The sequence below is a fragment of the Paenibacillus alkalitolerans genome (assembly GCF_016482785.1).
GTDB lineage: Bacteria > Bacillota > Bacilli > Paenibacillales > YIM-B00363 > Paenibacillus_AE > Paenibacillus_AE alkalitolerans.
On sequence record NZ_JAEMXM010000005.1, the window covers coordinates 163,937 to 180,811 of the forward strand.

Sequence of the window (16,875 nt, forward strand, 5' to 3'; positions counted from 1 at the left end):
AATACAAGATCGACCAATTGCCCGCTTGAAACGGATCAAGATAAGATAGTGTCGGCATGGCTGGGAAAATTGATCCGTGGAAAGGGGCGGTAACATCATATGCTGCATCCGTTTATGGGTATTAAGCAATTCGACAAAGCCGGAATGTCCGTTTCGGAGTCGTCGCGCAGATTGCATCGTATTGGTTTTATCGACCGGAAGCTGATGAGGATCGAAGCGGGGCACATGGTTGCGCGGCCGGAGTACGAAGTGAAGGGAGCATTGGGCCGTTTCATGTGGCAGGACGCTTCCCATTGCGACCAGCTGCGCAGCCGCTGCAAGCAGCTCAGAATGAGCCCGGCGCTATTCGATAAATCGCCGGATCGGGATTTGGAACGGTTCATGGACCGGCTGCTGGATTCGCCAAGCACGTTACACTTGTTACGGGCGTTATTCGAAGTCGTTAAGCCGGCGCAGATGGAAGCGATTCGCTCATATTTGGATTGCGCCCAACCTATTGTCGACGAGCCTACGATCCATATGTTAAAGCATCAGCTGCTGGACCGGGAGGAACAGATAGCGTGGGGGACGGAGGCAATTGAACATTTTAGACAGACTGCAACCCCTGAGGAAATACATTCGTCTTCTCGTTGGATCGCTTATCTGAACAATTTGTTATCGGCGGCAGGCGGAATTGCGGGGGATCGGGAGAAGCATGAGCCGGATCCGACTTTGTCCGTTCTGACCGAACCCTTTAATCTGCCCGTGTCCAGCACTAGAGACGAACGATTCCGAACGGCGGTTCCTAAATTCAAAGAAATCGAATTTGAAGATTCGGATGCCGGAAGATTCAAGATGATGATGTACACCCGGTTTTTCGAGATGTCGCCTGCGGAGGCGGTTGCGTGCATACATTTTAAATCGGAAGGTAAACCGTGGGAATTTTATGTGGACACCGCCCGTCACACTTGGGACGAGGTGAGACACGTATGGTTCGGCGAGGCGGCGCTTCGTTCCAAAGGCTATGATATCTACGAAAAACCGAATTGGACCGGATGGCTGGATATGACGCTGCAAATGTTCGATCCGGACGAGGCGTACACCCATTTGACGATTGCGATCGAGAAGGCGGCGATGAAGTATCCGCCGGGCAAGAAGGAAGAGTGGGAGTTTTGCCGGGATACGGTGAAGGATCCGTTGATGACGACGTTCCAAGATTTCGATTGGGCGGACGAAGTGGTGCATGCCGGATTCGGCCAACGTTGGGTTGTGGACGAATTGCATAACGGCGATGTAATACAAGCGTTGAGAGCCGCGGACGAGACGATGGAAAGAAGAAAAAAATATATGGAGCGGTTTAACGCTCCGAAATCGCCAGGCACGAACAACGGTTTTGCCGGGGGATATTGAAGCGGAAGGCGGAGGTGTTAAATGGAAAGTCTGAGTAAATACAAATTGCAGGAGAACGAAATGAGGGCAGTCGTGTCCCATACTTTCAAACAATCCTATATATCTGCCATGGAGCTTTCCGACGGATGGGCCAATATGGCCTATTCTATTTTATTGGATGACGGCAGAAGTGTTGTCCTGAAGGTCGCTCCCCCGAAAGACAGACTTCGAATGCGCTGCGAGAAGAACAATATGAGGACCGAGATTGAGGCATTAACGATCGCCGCCGATTCGGCGGAACCTTTGCCGGTGCCTCGGATCTACTCGTACGATCCTTCTTTCACGTTAATACCGGCGGAATATTTCTTTATGGAGCATATGCAAGGCACTCCCTTGAGAAAAATCAAGCCGTCGCTGTCACCCGAAGAAAAAGATGGAATCGAACGGCAGCTGGGCATTTATAACAAACGAATCAATAGCTTCAAAGGGACGACATTCGGTTATTTCAACAAGGAAGATGGCTGCAAGGAAACATGGGCCGAAGTGTTCCTGGCAATGATTGACGATGTGTTGGCCGACGGGAAAGAAGCCGGTGTCAGCTTGCCGGCGCCGTATTCCGTCATCGAGAAAGAAATTATACGGTTGTCCGATTCGATGCATGAAGTAAAGGAGGCTTGTTTGGTTCATTGGGATCTATGGGACGGAAATGTGTTTATCCACGAGGGGGAGGTCTCCGGAATCGTCGATTTTGAGCGGGCTTTTTGGGGGGAGCCGTTAATCGAGTATTATTTCGGACGGTTTGCAAATTCAGCGGCTTTCAATGACGGTTACGGAAGGAGTATAGTCACCGATTCGGAACGAAGAAGAAGGGTACTATATGACTTTTATCTGGACCTGCTGCTTGTCATTGAATGCGCTTTTCGCCAGTATGAAAATCGGAACCATATTAAATGGGCATACGAAAATTTTAATGAAGGCTTCAGGCGATTGCAGCAGGCCGATTGACACAGAATGGTGCTGTATATCAACATTCTTGCATATGATTAATCGTTGAACTTATTAAGTTTTTCACATCCGTCAACGGAGGAAGCATATGCAGTCGATCAAAGCGGTCGCGTTTGATGCGTACGGCACGTTGTTTGATGTACATTCCGTTACAGCCAAGACTGAGCGGCTGTTCCCCGGTCATGGCAAAAGGATAAGCGAAATATGGAGACAGAAGCAATTGGAATATACATGGCTGCGATCGTTAATGGGCCGCTATATAGATTTTTGGAGAGTCACGGACGATGCCTTGAAGTATGCCCTGAAAACATTAAGATTACAGGCTAACGATCGAACCAGAATCGTGCTGCTTCAAGAGTATTTAGTGTTGAAGCCGTTTCCCGAAGTGTTTTCTGTATTACAGCAATTAAAGCCCGTAACAACACTGGCCATACTATCCAACGGGACCCCCCAAATGCTGAATTCGATCGTGAACGATGCGGGATTAGGTCCGTTTTTTTCGGCTGTACTGAGCGCGGATGCAATAAAGATATATAAGCCGTATATGGGAGTCTACCAACTGTTGCCAGCCAATTTGGGATTCAGAAAAGAGGAAATCCTGTTCGTTTCGGCCAACTCGTGGGATGCGGCGGGCGCGAAAGCTTTCGGCTTGGCGGTATGCTGGGTTAACCGGAGCAATATGCCGTTCGACGAATTGGACGTGACGCCCGATCTTGTTGTAAACAACCTGGAACAATTGAAAAATATACTGCTCCGTTGACCGGCACCGTGTATTTCCCGGCGCGACTCTTCCCTACGGACGCCTATCGTCTATAATCTTCGAGCTGTCGAACAGCGGCATAAGCCGGTCGGCTTGCTGCTTCAACGCTATTCCGTCGATATGCCTGCGATCCATCAATACAAATTTCATCGAAATCCGCTCCTATTCTACATAATATGGCGGGAGCGGAGAAGAAATAGTTTTATATTTTCTGAGATTTCGTCGAATAATTTTCAAGCAAGCTCAGTTGACGCGCAATGGTTCCTTCCTGTACTGCAAGGGACTCATGCCTGTCCAACGCTTGAATTGCCTGCTAAAGTGGGACAGGAGTGCGTAGCCGAGCCGCTCCGCGATGACCGCAAGAGGAAGCTCGGGCTGTTGGATCAGCACTTTCGCTTCATACAGCTTCAATTCGGATAAATACTGCCTTGGTGGTTTATGAGGTTTACTTTTTTGGTTGAAGTTTTCTTAAAGCTTCTCTATCGCAGCCAACAAAACGTTATTGAAGTGGTCCGTGTACATATTTTTAAAAGGTTTCTGCAAATCCCGTTCCACCGTGAAATAAACGGAGACAACGTCACAGACCGGATCCACGGCTACGAAAACCCCGGCGGCCCCCCAGTGGGAGTAAGCTTCGGGAGAGAACAAGTCCCCACCATCCTTCTTCGTTCCGTTGATGCTCCAACCATATCCCCAATACGCTTCCGGAAAATACTCGTCCCGGTATTCGGAGGCGACGCCGGGTATGTGGTTGCGGGTCATTTCGCGGACGGACACGGGGCTTAAAATCCGCTTGCCATCGTACTCTCCTTGGTTCAGGAACATCTGGGCGAATATCGCGACATCCATCGCCGTCGAATAGAGCCCGCCTCCAGCCGATTCGGATTCGATGCAGGAATCATTCTCCAACCACCCCGCACAAGCGTCTTCGGGAGAACGCCTGACGATCCGGTATCGTTCGGAATGCGGCACGTTATAGAACGTATCCTTCATGCCGAGAGGTTCGAACAGATTCCGCTTCATAAATTCGGGATAAGATAACCCGCTTATCCTGCGAACGATATCCCCCAACAGCTCGTATCCGAAGCCCAAATACGCCATAACCTCCCCCGGTTTTCTTGCGAGGGGTACTCCGCAGCCTAAGTAAATCTCTCTATGAATCTCGGGATTTTCATTCTCCTCGCAAGGAGGTATAACAGCTTCTGCGGCAACCTTCCGTTTATACTCCCATAAGTCCTCCGGACGAATGCCGGAAGTATGGGTAAGTAGATGGTGGACACGAACGGCGTCTTTGCCTTCCCCTTGAAATTCCGGTATGTAATCGGCGACCGGACGGTTTAGTCCGATCAAGCCATTCTCGACGAGAATCATAATGGCGGCCGCGGTGAAAATCTTTGTTATGGAGCATAGCGGGAATAAAGCGTTTACATCCAACGGCGGCGAATCCGCCTCCGGCGTTAATTTTCCCACTGCCCGGTGCGCTACAATAACTCCTTTCCTGGCGGCGACGTAGGCTTGCGCAGGTGTAATGTTCTCAGCGAACATCCGATCTGCAAAAGCGTCTAGAGCGGCAATTCTTTGTTCCGATATCCCGGCTTCTTCCGGCGAACCGTTTCGCAGCTTCATGTGTTAGCCTCCTGGGTCCCATAATTAACCAAGGTCAGTATATCGGAAGTGTAATGTACGTACAAGTAAATTATTTTTATGAAAGTATACAAGATATTGCTATAATTATTTGAGAAGTGTCTAGGCCATGCGAGCACGGTACGATTCGGGGACAAGCCGCCGCATTCCGGGAGCATCGCTATATATAATATAAAGGCAGTCTAGTTTAATAGACTGCTTTTCTTAATTTTTGATAGAGAAAAAAATTTTCCGCTGCCACAGAAAAAGCGGTCAGAAATCGGCGGTTGCCGGCGTCCATACTGTATAGCGGAAATAGAAGGGGGCGAAGAGCAGCCAAAAATGCGGGAAACCGAGTTATTAGAGGACACGATACTGGTTGAGAAGGCGAAGGCCGGCGATGATGAAGCGTTCAATGAACTCGTGCGCCGCCACCGCAGCAAAGCGTTCGGCGTTGCGAGAAGCTACGCCCGCGATCGGCACTTGGCCGAGGATATCGTACAAGATGCGTTGATGCGTGCATTTCTTCATGTAAGCAGCCTTGAGGATGCCGAACGGTTTGTGCCATGGCTGCAGCGGATCGTACGAAACCAAGCAAACACGATGCTGCGCCGGGGAGGCCCGTTCGGCAAAGAGCGTCCGTTGGCGGAGTATATCGACAATCCTGGAACGACGGGGAACGAACCGTTAGAGGAAATCATGCAACAGGAGTTGATCGCTTCGATCAGGCAAATGGCGGATGTTCTAAAGCCGCATGAACGCCGTATCTCGGAAGCGCACTTTTATCGTCAAATGTCCCCTTCGGAGATCGCCGAGCTTCTTGGTATATCACCGGACCAAGTGTACAAGACGATCTCCCGCTCGCGGGCCAAGCTGAAGGATGCCCGATTCCGCATGCGCTTGCAAGAGTACATGCACGGCCGGAAAGAGGCGGGACAGCCGGAGAGCGTGCTGCTTTCGTTGGGCAATGAGAAAGAGCGCTGCTCCGGAAGTTCATTTGCTTTCAGCGTATTTCGGATTATGCGTCATTCATTCGGCATGGATGTATCGATACCGGAAGTAATGGGCTTGACCGGACAGGCGTTTCGGCTGAATGTGGAGGCAGGCCGAATCGATGCTTCAGGTCCTACGACATACTTTTGGGAGCCGGTGTTTGAAGCAGGGCTGCACAGCTTGGGTTTTGCAAGCAGTCATACGGGCGACGGAGGGCTGCCGCCATCGCCATACGCGCTATCCCTCGCACTCACGCATATTCAAAAATCGGCAGCATCGGGACGGCCGGTTATCGCATGGGATGTATTCGCGCCGGAGTTCGATTTGATTACCGGTTACGATGATAACGAGATGAATGTCATTGCGGACAACGGCAAGAAACGAAAGACAATCCCATACGAGCAATTGGGCCGCGGCGGATCGGGAGGTTTGTTCGTATGCTCGATTGACCGGGTGGAACCGGTGCCGTTTGAGGAAGCTTTGCGGCGAGCGTTAAGGCATATCCGCCATCATTCGCTTGGCGAGCTTGGTTTTATCGGATACACAAGCGGACTTGCCGCTTACCAAATGTGGATTCGGGCGTTCGATAACGGTGCGGTCGATGAATTGGGCAATGCTTATACGGCGTCTGTGGCGGCCGATGCCCGAAAGCACGCCGTACAATTTCTGCAAATCGTTCAGCGGAAGCTCTCGGGTATGAACGCCCGGTTCGCGCGGCATGCGGAAGAATACTATCGGGATGCGGCGGACTTTTTGCGCAGGATATCAGAGCTCTTTCCGTTTCCGGGTGGCGGAGCCGCCCACGATCCGGTGCTTCGCAAACAGGCGGTTTGGCTGCTGAAAGAGGCATATGAAGCGGAAGCGAAAGGTTTGGATTGGCTTGAAAAGCTGTCGCAACAACTCGAAAATCAACGCGACTAGAAAGGCGGAATATCAATGAATATGGCAAAAGGGCTCAGCGCGGAAGCTCAACAGCTGCATATGCCGATACAATGCGAAGGGAAAGCCGGATATTTGATTGCGGATGCCGCATGCAAGGCGCGGATGGAACCGGACGGAGGAATGTCCCTTACGAACGATGATGACCGATATTTCGCATGGTCGGACAGGGAATACCGAACACCGTTATTAATCGAAGCAACGGTAAAAACGGATTCTACCAACATCCGGATGAAATATGGCGCGAAAGGGAACCTGATATTCAATTGGGAGGTTCAGCCGGATACATTAATTTTGTCCAACCCGGCGACCAATCAGGAAAATCGGGCAAAGCGCGCCGGAACCGTGCCTATCGATTCGTGGGTGCAAGTAAGATGGTTGATAGACGAAGGACGGATGTCTGTAGTGGTGGATCATGTGGAACGTTTTGCGATGAAGGGTAATTTTGCGGGTATGAGTGAAAAGGTGGCGATCGGCGCGGCTTGGGGGTCAAGGGTAACAGTCAAGAGCGTTCGTGTCGTTGAACTGCCAGGCGGAAAAGCAGCGCCCGAAGGCGTACGCATGCTGCACGGGTTAGTGCCGGACGGACAAGCGCCGGGTGTACTCGGTTGCCTCAGAGGAGTGCTGCATTATTGGAACCGTTACATTCCCGATCCGCGCTTTTTCGCGCTTGCAGGGGGTGCCGGCGCACTCATGATCGGAGGGGAGCGGATTTGGGGGGAGCAACTGCTTGAGGAACATGCTTCAACGATCGGAATCGTTCCGGAACGGCTGGGAGCGGTCGGCAGCCTGACAGCCGAGATCCGAAAATCGATCGATGACGGATGCCCCTGTCTTATGTTTGATGCGGAGGTTGCGGATTTCGTACTCATTGCAGGCTATAACGAAACGGGATGTATCGTTCGCTCCGCCGATCTCGAAGCTGTGCGCCATTGGGACGGTTTCAGGAACCGCGATCAGACGGCCGTTTACCGGTTAACGCCGGGGGTGGAAAGGGATGCGTTCCGTTCGCTGGTTGATATGATGGTTCGTCCGTTGCCGCCGGATCCGGGAGTTGCCGCGCTTGATGCGTGCATACATAATGTGGAAACCGGCAATTACGAAGTCGGCGCTCTTGCGTATTTGGCCGCATTTTGGTCAAAGTGCCGTTTGCATTCATCCGAGTTTCTTTATGAGACGAGCGGAATGTCGGGAAGCGCCGCTTCTTTACTGCTTGAGGCGGCAGAGTGCATGCGATCGTCGGGCAATGCGTTGGAACGGTTGCATCAGGCGGTTGGGGAGAAAGATGCGGCTGCAGCTTTATTAAAAGAAATACGTCAGGCAGAGCAGCAAAAGGAAACACTGCTATGCAAGGCGGTTGATCTATTGAAACAGAGAAAGGAGCTTCTTTCTTATCGGTTCACAGGTCTTCATATGTCTCATGCCGGGGCTTTAAGAGCGTGCTTGGATGTTCTTCCGGCCGAACCGGTCACCAATGCATGGCTTTATGGCGCGACCGGATATGCATTTGTCATGGCTCTGGATGAACATATAACGAACCGGGGGCCGACTTTCGGATTGCCGTACGGGCATCTTCACCGGCTCGCCGCGAATATCGGGCTTAAAATCAACGGCATTCGCGTGTATACGGATTCACACGATCATCATCAATGGCGGTCAAGAGCAATACAAGGTATCCGCCAGGCGATCGATGCCGGATTGCCTTGCTTCGGACAAGGGCTGGCCGAAACGAGCGAAACGGAAGTGCTTCACGGTTATGAACCGCAAGGATATCTTACACACGGGTGGCACCAACGGGGATTGCCGATTCCGTGGGAAGCTTTGGGTATGGCTTATTGTCCGTGCGTTCCATGCTCCGGCAGAAGAAAAGAACAATTCGGCGAAAATGTCGACGTGCAATCAGGCTTTATTAGCGTTCATTGGGCTGAGGCGGTGCAAGCATCGGATGCGGAATCTACGGTGAGGCAGGCATTTTCGTATATATTAGAACAAAACTCCGGGAGCCCGGGGACATCCCTGCCCGGTTACTTGTATGGCACGGACGCTTACGAGCATTGGATCCGTGTCGTTAAGGAAGGCAATGCGGTCGGTTTCTATGTCGGTTATTTATGCGATACGTGGCGGGAGTGCAGGTCTTATGCGGCTCCGTTTTTGCGGGAGGCCGCGTCGAAGCTGGACCCCGATTGGACGGAAGCGTTGGAGGAAGCTGCCCGTTATTACGACGCATCGGCAAGCAAATGGAAACGGCTCAACGAATTGTACCCGTGGATGCAGCCGCGCAGCAAGGTCGTTGACGTGGATAAGAGGATGCAAACCGTAGAGTTGTTGGAAGGAATTATGGCGTCGGAACAAGCCGGTATGCGAATCATAGAGGAGATTTATCGCAAAATATAAGGTCGGCGGTCGCCGTCGTCCGAATTAAATTCTTGTAATCCAAGATGATTTTACTATAAAAATATCCAACTTCATTTGGTGTCACCTCGCATATGTGTCATTGTACCCCCTTTTTTTTTGGATATGGCGAACTATTTAAACGAACGAACCTCCAAAACCCACTGATATGGTGGGAATGGAGGTTCTCTTTACTCCAAACGCAGATTGGAAGGGTCAAAAAGTGACCTTATCGCAGCACTTAGGATCACTTTTTGACCTTATCAGATCCTGAAAAACAGGAATAAGGGTGATGAAGCGGTTATAAGGTCAATTTTTGACCCTATCCGGCCGGTGACCCATGCGTCGAATGCTTATAGGCTCAAAAAGTGACCTTATGAAAGCACATAGGGTCATTTTTTGAACCTATCGTAGTCGCAGATGATCAAAGCTGCCGCAGCGCCAACAACTCCCAAGGTTGCATCTCGATTCGAACTTGTTGGAGATCATGAAGAAACGCATACGAGGCTTCGAAATAAGATACAAATCGGAACGCCGCCGCTCCGCACGTAAAATGCGAAGGACGGCGTTTCTTTGCGGTGAAAATTGCGTTCTAAATCCTCTTCATTGCGACAAGATATCAACATTTTTACTCAACCTTTTGCCACTTTCATTCGCCGTTTCTGTGTACAATGATCGCATGATTCGTGGAATATCGGAAAATCCGGAGTGTAGCGGCCGTTATAGAATCTTATTTGAAGGAGAAAAACTATGAAAATCAACAACCCGGTTTTAAAAGGTTTCAATCCCGACGCATCGATGATCCGGGTGGGGGATGATTACTACATTGCGACTTCCACGTTCGAGTGGTTCCCCGGAGTGCGTATTCATCATTCCCGGGATTTAGTCCATTGGCGGCTGCTGACGTACCCGCTCGACCGTGTTTCCCAACTGGATCTTCGGGGAATTCAAAGCTCGGGCGGCATATGGGCGCCGGCTTTGTCGTACGACAACGGCACGTTTTATTTGATGATTACGATTGTGACCAACCGTAAAGGCGTCTACAAAGATTTGCACAACTATCTGCTCACCGCTTCGGATATATGCGGTCCATGGTCCGAACCGGTATACTTGAACAGCAGCGGCTTCGATCCGTTCCTGTTTCACGATGACGACGGGCGGAAATGGCTGCTTAACATGCGGTGGGATTTCCGGAAAGGCCGCAACCGGTTTTCCGGCATCGTCATGCAGGAATATTGTCCCGAGTTAAGAAAGCTTATCGGCCCGGTCAAAGATATTTGCAAAGGGACGGACATCGGCGTCACCGAAGGACCGAACATGTTCAAGAGGAACGGCTATTACTATTTGCTGCTGGCTGAAGGAGGCACCGGTTTCAACCATGCCGCTACGCTCGCGCGTTCCCGCAGCCTGGAAGGGCCGTACGAGTTCGATCCGGAATATCCGTTGATCACAACCGTCGATCATCCGGAGCATCCGCTGCAGAAAGCGGGCCACGGCGCGCTCGTCGAGACGCAAAACGGCGAATGGTACATGTCTTACATATGCGCCCGGCCGCTTCCCGAACGACGGTTATGTCCGCTTGGAAGGGAGACGTCTCTCATTAAGGTGGAGTGGACGGAGGACGGCTGGCTGCGTATTGCCGGAGGCGGCAGGCTTCCGCACCTGACCGTGCTTGCTCCAGATTTGCCGCCGCATCCGTTCGAAGAGCTCCCGGAAAGGGAAGACTTCGACGGAAGCGGAAGCTCGCTCGGCATACAGTTCCAGACGCTGCGGATTCCAGCCGACGACAGCTGGCTAAGTCTGGAGGAACGGCCGGGTTATTTGAGGCTGTACGGCCAAGAATCACTGTGCTCTTGGCATAGGCAAAGCATGGTGGCTCGCAGCCTTCAGCATTACCGGTGCGAAGTTGAAACGTGCGTGGAATTCGAGCCGGACAATTATATGCAGATGGCAGGGCTTGTTTGTTACTACGACGAATCGGATCATTTCTATTTGCGGATCAGCCATGACGAACAACACGGCAAACACATAGCGATTATTGTTACCGATCAAGGCCGTTATGACGAACAGGAAGGAGCGTTAATCGATATAAACGGCTGGGACCGCAGTTATTTGAAAGTGGCAATCGACTTCGATCTGGTGCAATTCTACTGTTCGAAAGACGGGGAAGAATGGACCGCGGTCGGGTCGCCGCTGGATTTGGGGCAATTGTCGGATGAATACGAGGGCAAGCTCGGGTTTACCGGCACGTTCGTCGGCATGTGCGTTCAGGATTTATCAGGCACGCGCAAGCATGCGGATTTTGATTATTTCCAATATCGGGCAATCGAGTAGCCGGCTGCGCTTTGCAACCGGCTTTTCTTTTTCATCTAATTGAAGTTTTTCTAATCACAAGCGGCAATCCGCCGATGACGAATAAATATCTTGCATCGATCACTTTTTTCATCAACGCTGCGATTCTTCCTTTGATCTTGATTGTTTTCAATAGACCCACCGCTTCGCCTTTACCTAAAGAAGCTACCGTTCCTTTGTAGTCATACACGAATGGTTCAAGAGGTTCGTTGCGAGTTATATAAACCAAGTTGCGTGCCACATTACAAGCTTGCTGTACCGCAATTTGCGCATTCGCGGGGAAAGGCCTCCCGTCCGGGTCAAAAACGACAGCACAGTCTCCGGTTACAAACACATTACGATATTGCAGGGAACGGAGATACGGATCCACCTTTACGCGGCCTCGAATCGTTTCAAATCCGGACTGCTCAAGAAGCCGGTTGCCGCGGATGCCGCCCGACCAAATGACCGTTCCTGCTTTGATGAATTCGCCGTCCGCCAACATAACTCCTTCGTCCGTACACTGTTTGATCGGGGAAGACAGCTTATAAATAACACCTTTGCGGCGAAGCACATCCATACCGTATTCAACCAGATCGCCAGGCAGTCCCGGAGGCAAAGCGTGAGGGGCGGCTTCCACATTATATATTTTCACGATCGAAGGATCGACGCCAAAATCCTCGCACAGAACAGGGATGCGGTCGGCCAGCTCTCCGACAAACTCGGTGCCTGTAAAACCCGCCCCTCCGACAACGAAAGTCAAATAATCGGTACGGCTTGGGTTAACCTTGTATTTTGCAAACATGTATTTGATATGCTGATGAATCAAGCGGACGCTGTTGATGCTCCTGATCGTCATCGCATGCTCTTCCAACCCGGGAATGCCGAACGTTTCCGTCTCGCTGCCTAATCCGGCAACCAGATAATCATACGACAGCACTCTGTCCTCCAAAACTACTTCCTTCTGTTCGGGTTTGATTTGCACAACGGTTGATTTAATGAAATTTATTTTTTCTTCATTGATCAGTTCCGAGATTTTCACGCGGGCATTTTCGTGATGATCCGTACCTGCGGCCGGCATATGCAAATGAGTGGTGATGTAATGGTAATCGTGTTTATTGACCAAAGTCACCTCCGCTTCGTTGTTTTTAAGATGCCGCTGAAGCTTGATCGCGGTAACGAGACCTCCGTAACCGGCTCCAATAATGACAATCTTCAGTGCTGTAGTCATCAAATCATCCCCTTAAGATTGTTTGTGAAAAAATGCACATGAAACATCAAAAAAATAAAGTCGGTTCCACTTTCAGCTGTGAAATAAATCACAACCAACTCTTGTTTCCAGTATATTGCAAAGTTCTCGCATTGTAAATGTAAAATGCCTAGAAAGATTTAAAAAGTAATCTGATGGACCACGATTAGTACCAAAGGGCCTATTCTAATGCGCCGGGACTAGTAAATATTACTTTAGAAAGCAGCTAACAAGAATCGTCCTTTTGCAGGATATTACCACAATTGTAAATTGCCGATGATAAAAGTATAACGCTGTAACGAGTTGAATGAATCTCTCGATAGTTGTAAAAGGCAAAACCGGTGAAAGCCGGTGACGCAAAGCTACAGGGGCTAAAGTGCACAATAGTCACTATGCCAGCCAGCTGCCAAAGCTGCGGGATTTTATGCCCCTTTTTTGGTAAAAGGGGTAAACCGATCCTAAATTAGGGTCGGTTGTTTTTATTGGTCGAAAATACCAAGTTCCCTCTCTTACCAATCGTTGAAATAGTATATGTTTTTGTTGTCAAAGGAAATAGTTTCATGGGTGCTTGCCCTTTATAGTATTAAGTAAGACAGACGAAAGGGGAGAAGCATCCATGAACCGGCCCGGTTTTAGGAAAAATGTTGTGAAATACCGTACCATGCTGCTGATGCTGACACCGGGCGTTTTGCTGACATTTGTATTTGCGTACGTGCCGATGCCGGGGGTTATTCTAGCCTTCAAAAATTACAACTACAGCGGCGGCATCTTCGGAAGCCCATGGAGCGGCTTGGATAATTTTCGTTACTTTTTCACATCGGGAGACGCCTGGCGAGTGACAAGGAATACCGGTCTGTACAACATCGCGTTTATCGTGGTGAATAATTTGCTGCAGATCACTGTGGCGATTCTAATGTTTGAACTGTCCAAGAAGTGGTTTCGGAAGATCGCGCAAACGCTGTTGTTTCTGCCGTATTTTATTTCTTGGGTCGTGGTCGGCGCGATCGCTTACAATTTCTTGAGTTACAAGTTCGGATTGTTGAATAGCACATTGAGAATATTCGGCATTGAATCGATTGACGTCTATAATACCCCTGCGTATTGGCCGTTCCTCTTGGTCTTCATCATGGCCTGGAAGACAGTGGGCTATGGGTCGATCCTGTACCTGGCGGCCATCACCGGCATAGATACGGAGATGTACGAAGCGGCCGAGATCGACGGTGCGAATGTATGGCAGCGCATTATGAAAATCACGGTGCCCAGCTTGTATCCGACGATCATCATCTTGATTTTGCTGGCGCTTGGGAATATCTTCCGCGGGGATTTCGGATTGTTTTACAACGTGGTCGGCAACAACGGGTTGTTGTTCGGGACCACCGACGTCATCGACACCTATGTATTCCGATCGCTCATGGTGGCCAATGATATCGGCATCTCCGCGGCGGCGGGATTTTACCAATCCATTCTCGGATTTTTCACGGTAATCACGGCCAATTACTTGGTACGCAAATATAACAAAGATTATGCGTTGTTCTAAATGGGACAGGGAGGAGAACGGATGCAACGCGAGATTAATCCATTGGAGCTGAATCGTCGCAGGATAAGGGTTAGGCGATCAGACGTCATGATTCTGAACATCATCGGCTACACCTTCTTGACTATCATTGCCGCAGCCTGCTTTCTGCCTTTCTTGCTGGTGCTGTCTTCTTCTCTCACGGCGGAGAAAGCGATTTTGACGGAAGGTTACCGATTGATTCCGAGTGTTTGGTCGTTGGAATCGTATCGGCTGATGTTCCAGATGCCCGGCAAAATCATCAACGCTTATATGATCACAATCATTGTGACGGTGATCGGGACGGCCCTCAGCTTGTTCTTGATGTCGATGACGGCATATGTCTTGCAGCGTAAAGATTTCAAGTGGCGCAATCACTTCGCCTTTTACTTTTTCTTCACCACGTTGTTCAGCGGAGGGTTGGTTCCTTTTTATATCCTTGTCAACAACTATCTGCAATTGCAGGACACGATTGCCGTCCAGATTCTGCCTATGGTAATCAATGTGTTTTATATCATCGTCATGAAGGCGTTTATCAGCAGCAGCATTCCGATGGAAATTACGGAATCGGCGAAGATCGACGGTGCGGGCGATTTCACGATCTATGCCCGCTTGATCCTCCCGCTGTCCAAACCCGCATTGGCGAGTATCGGATTGCTTACCGCTTTATCGTACTGGAACGACTGGTACCTTCCGCTTCTGTTCATCAGCGACCAGGACTTGATTCCAATGCAATATTATCTGTACAAGACGCTGATCAATTTTCAAGAATTGCAGAATGCAATGGTCGGATCGGGTCAGGTGATCCACTCCACCGATGTGCCTGTGGAAAGCATGAAGATGGGCATGACGATCATTGCCGCCGGTCCGATCATGCTGGCTTATCCGTTTATCCAGCGTTATTTTATTCAAGGTTTGACGATTGGAGCTGTCAAAGGATAGCTTCGGGGGGAATCCCGGTTATCGATAGAATTCAATTACTTGACTAAGGGGGAAGCAAAGCATGAAAGTTAAAAGGTTGTCGATTCTGTTGATCCTTGTTCTCGCATTGACGATGGTACTCAGTGCGTGCCAGGGGAACGGAAACGGAGACGGCGGAACAGCCAATTCAGAGACCAATAGTACTGAAAACTCTTCGGAAACGGAAGAAGCGAAAGACGAAGAAAGCGGCGGGCTGGAGTACCAAGAGTTAAAGATGGTGCTGTTGGGCGGCAAACCGGCCGATTTCGACACGGTTTGGGCCGAGGTCAACAACAAATTCAAGGAAAAGATCAACGCCACGGTAAATGTACAGTTCCTAGACTGGTCCGACTGGACGCAAAGGTACCCGCTGATGTTTGCCGCCAACGACGATTTTGATTTGGTGTACACGGCGAACTGGGCCTTTTACAGCGATCAAGCGTTAAAGGGAGGGTTTCTGGAGCTCACGGACGACATGATCCAGCAGTATGCGCCGCAGGTGTGGGCCGATATGCCGGAAGTGGCTTGGGGTCAGGCGAAAGTCAAAGGCAAGCTGTACATGGTCCCGAATAACAACCAGCGGGAATACTTGAGCAAGCTGGTCATGATTCGCGATGACTTGCGGGCAAAGTACAACCTTTCGCCTGTTACGGACTCGGCATCGTTGAAGGATTATCTGATCACGGTAGCCCAGAAAGAAAAAGATTTGATCGCATTCAAGTCCTCGCCTCCGGGCAAAGGTCAATTCAACGCGCTTGATGAAGTGTTGCTCTTGGGGGAAAACAACTGGAGACTTGTCGATCCTACGTTACCCTTGGCGTACAATATAGAAGATCCCAAAGGTCAATTATTTAACATTTATGAAACGCCGGAATTCCAACAACTTATGATTTATTATAAGGAACTTGCGGAACAAGGGGTATGGTCGAAGGATATCTTGAACAACAAGTTCGACGCTTGGAATGACTTCAAGGCCGGCACGAATGCCATGTTGACACACAATCTCGGCACGTTGGGCAGCAATATGGAAATTATACGAAAAGATTACACTCAATTTGAAGTAGCGCTCGCCGATGTGACGCCGGACGCTAAGCGGGCGGTCGCCGTCTCGACGCAAAACGGCATGGCGATCCACGCTACTTCGAAAAAATGGGAGCGCGCCCTGATGGTGATCGATCTCTTGCACAGCGATCGGGAAATTCATGATCTGACCATGTACGGCATCGCAGACAAACACTATATTCCTGTCGGAGACGATAAGATGAAGCCGGGGCCGGATAAAGCCAACTACGGTATTTCCTCTTGGGGCTGGAATTCGCCGCTGAATCGCCAGAATGAGGGCCACCCGCAGGACGCCCTGGACTTAGAAAAGAAGTGGGCTGACCAATTGTATCACTGGCCGCTCGAAACCTTCGTGTTCGACATCAGTGAGATCAAAACGGAGGCATCCAATATCGCTCAGGCTATGATCCGTTACGGAGCTCCTTTGGAATACGGGTTAATTGATGACCTGGACAAGGGAAGAAAAGATTTGATCAGTCAAGTCAAAGCGGCAGGTCTGGATAAGGTTCAACAGATCGCTCAAAAACAGATCGACGATTTTCTAGCCGCGCAACCATAAAAAAAGAGGGACCTTCCTTTCTAATGGAAGGCCCCTCTTGGCCGTTTGGCTGTATGGTATGATAGATCTGGGGGAGGAGGTCA

The 16,875-nt window shown here is 50.1% G+C and carries 11 protein-coding genes, 1 pseudogene and 1 riboswitch; of the genes and pseudogenes, 9 read left to right on the forward strand and 3 right to left on the reverse strand.

Annotated features, from left to right (window positions below; genetic code table 11):
• Window positions 1-99: 99 nt before the first annotated feature.
• The 3 genes from JET16_RS10865 (at window position 100) to JET16_RS10875 (ending at window position 3,133) form a co-directional block, all read left to right on the forward strand.
• Window positions 100-1,389 (forward strand): hypothetical protein, encoded by a 1,290-nt coding sequence (locus JET16_RS10865; protein ID WP_199615865.1) that lies wholly within the window; start codon window positions 100-102, stop codon window positions 1,387-1,389.
• A 21-nt stretch (window positions 1,390-1,410) separates the two neighbouring features.
• Window positions 1,411-2,373 (forward strand): phosphotransferase family protein, encoded by a 963-nt coding sequence (locus JET16_RS10870; protein ID WP_199615866.1) that lies wholly within the window; start codon window positions 1,411-1,413, stop codon window positions 2,371-2,373.
• Window positions 2,374-2,461: 88 nt separating this feature from the next.
• Window positions 2,462-3,133: a haloacid dehalogenase type II gene (locus JET16_RS10875; protein ID WP_199615867.1), complete on the forward strand. Its 672-nt coding sequence runs from the start codon at window positions 2,462-2,464 to the stop codon at window positions 3,131-3,133.
• A gap of 243 nt (window positions 3,134-3,376) precedes the next feature.
• On the opposite strand, the pseudogene JET16_RS10880 reads toward JET16_RS10875, so the two are convergent.
• Both JET16_RS10880 and JET16_RS10885 read right to left on the reverse strand, forming a co-directional pair.
• Window positions 3,377-3,565: pseudogene (locus JET16_RS10880) on the reverse strand (helix-turn-helix transcriptional regulator); the annotation flags it as partial.
• A gap of 36 nt (window positions 3,566-3,601) precedes the next feature.
• Complete coding sequence (locus tag JET16_RS10885; RefSeq protein WP_199615869.1) at window positions 3,602-4,759, reverse strand: serine hydrolase domain-containing protein; 1,158 nt, start codon at window positions 4,757-4,759, stop codon at window positions 3,602-3,604.
• Window positions 4,760-5,098: 339 nt separating this feature from the next.
• On the opposite strand from JET16_RS10885, the gene JET16_RS10890 reads away from it, so the two are divergent.
• From JET16_RS10890 to JET16_RS10900, 3 genes are all read left to right on the forward strand, one after another.
• Window positions 5,099-6,670, forward strand: coding sequence for an RNA polymerase sigma factor (locus JET16_RS10890; RefSeq protein WP_199615870.1), 1,572 nt, complete (start codon window positions 5,099-5,101; stop codon window positions 6,668-6,670).
• 15 nt (window positions 6,671-6,685) lie between these two features.
• Window positions 6,686-9,082 carry a hypothetical protein gene (locus JET16_RS10895; RefSeq protein ID WP_199615871.1) on the forward strand — a complete coding sequence of 799 codons (2,397 nt, stop codon included), beginning with the start codon at window positions 6,686-6,688 and terminating at the stop codon, window positions 9,080-9,082.
• A 747-nt stretch (window positions 9,083-9,829) separates the two neighbouring features.
• Window positions 9,830-11,413 (forward strand): glycoside hydrolase family 43 protein, encoded by a 1,584-nt coding sequence (locus JET16_RS10900; RefSeq protein ID WP_199615872.1) that lies wholly within the window; start codon window positions 9,830-9,832, stop codon window positions 11,411-11,413.
• Window positions 11,414-11,444: 31 nt separating this feature from the next.
• Here the strand turns inward: JET16_RS10900 and JET16_RS10905 are convergent, their stop codons facing one another.
• Window positions 11,445-12,641 carry an NAD(P)/FAD-dependent oxidoreductase gene (locus JET16_RS10905; RefSeq protein WP_199615873.1) on the reverse strand — a complete coding sequence of 399 codons (1,197 nt, stop codon included), beginning with the start codon at window positions 12,639-12,641 and terminating at the stop codon, window positions 11,445-11,447.
• A gap of 339 nt (window positions 12,642-12,980) precedes the next feature.
• Window positions 12,981-13,070: riboswitch (cyclic di-GMP riboswitch) on the forward strand.
• Window positions 13,071-13,275: 205 nt separating this feature from the next.
• Here JET16_RS10905 and JET16_RS10910 point away from each other — a divergent pair.
• From JET16_RS10910 to JET16_RS10920, 3 genes are all read left to right on the forward strand, one after another.
• Entirely contained in the window at window positions 13,276-14,196 is a 921-nt protein-coding gene (locus tag JET16_RS10910) for an ABC transporter permease (protein WP_199615874.1), read from the forward strand.
• 87 nt (window positions 14,197-14,283) lie between these two features.
• Window positions 14,284-15,153, forward strand: a complete 870-nt coding sequence (locus JET16_RS10915) for a carbohydrate ABC transporter permease (RefSeq protein WP_233531422.1) — start codon at window positions 14,284-14,286, stop codon at window positions 15,151-15,153.
• A 61-nt stretch (window positions 15,154-15,214) separates the two neighbouring features.
• Complete coding sequence (locus JET16_RS10920; protein WP_199615876.1) at window positions 15,215-16,792, forward strand: ABC transporter substrate-binding protein; 1,578 nt, start codon at window positions 15,215-15,217, stop codon at window positions 16,790-16,792.
• Window positions 16,793-16,875 lie beyond the last annotated feature (83 nt).

What these genes read in the sequence shown, in the direction of transcription:
- JET16_RS10915 (WP_233531422.1), top strand. Translation starts at nt 14,284, where the DNA reads ATGATTCTGAACATCATCGGCTACACCTTCTTGACTATCATTGCCGCA.
- JET16_RS10875 (WP_199615867.1), top strand. Translation starts at nt 2,462, where the DNA reads ATGCAGTCGATCAAAGCGGTCGCGTTTGATGCGTACGGCACGTTGTTT.
- JET16_RS10920 (WP_199615876.1), top strand. Translation starts at nt 15,215, where the DNA reads ATGAAAGTTAAAAGGTTGTCGATTCTGTTGATCCTTGTTCTCGCATTG.
- JET16_RS10895 (WP_199615871.1), top strand. Translation starts at nt 6,686, where the DNA reads ATGAATATGGCAAAAGGGCTCAGCGCGGAAGCTCAACAGCTGCATATG.
- JET16_RS10885 (WP_199615869.1), bottom strand. Translation starts at nt 4,759, where the DNA reads ATGAAGCTGCGAAACGGTTCGCCGGAAGAAGCCGGGATATCGGAACAA.
- JET16_RS10900 (WP_199615872.1), top strand. Translation starts at nt 9,830, where the DNA reads ATGAAAATCAACAACCCGGTTTTAAAAGGTTTCAATCCCGACGCATCG.
- JET16_RS10905 (WP_199615873.1), bottom strand. Translation starts at nt 12,641, where the DNA reads ATGACTACAGCACTGAAGATTGTCATTATTGGAGCCGGTTACGGAGGT.
- JET16_RS10890 (WP_199615870.1), top strand. Translation starts at nt 5,099, where the DNA reads ATGCGGGAAACCGAGTTATTAGAGGACACGATACTGGTTGAGAAGGCG.
- JET16_RS10870 (WP_199615866.1), top strand. Translation starts at nt 1,411, where the DNA reads ATGGAAAGTCTGAGTAAATACAAATTGCAGGAGAACGAAATGAGGGCA.
- JET16_RS10865 (WP_199615865.1), top strand. Translation starts at nt 100, where the DNA reads ATGCTGCATCCGTTTATGGGTATTAAGCAATTCGACAAAGCCGGAATG.
- JET16_RS10910 (WP_199615874.1), top strand. Translation starts at nt 13,276, where the DNA reads ATGAACCGGCCCGGTTTTAGGAAAAATGTTGTGAAATACCGTACCATG.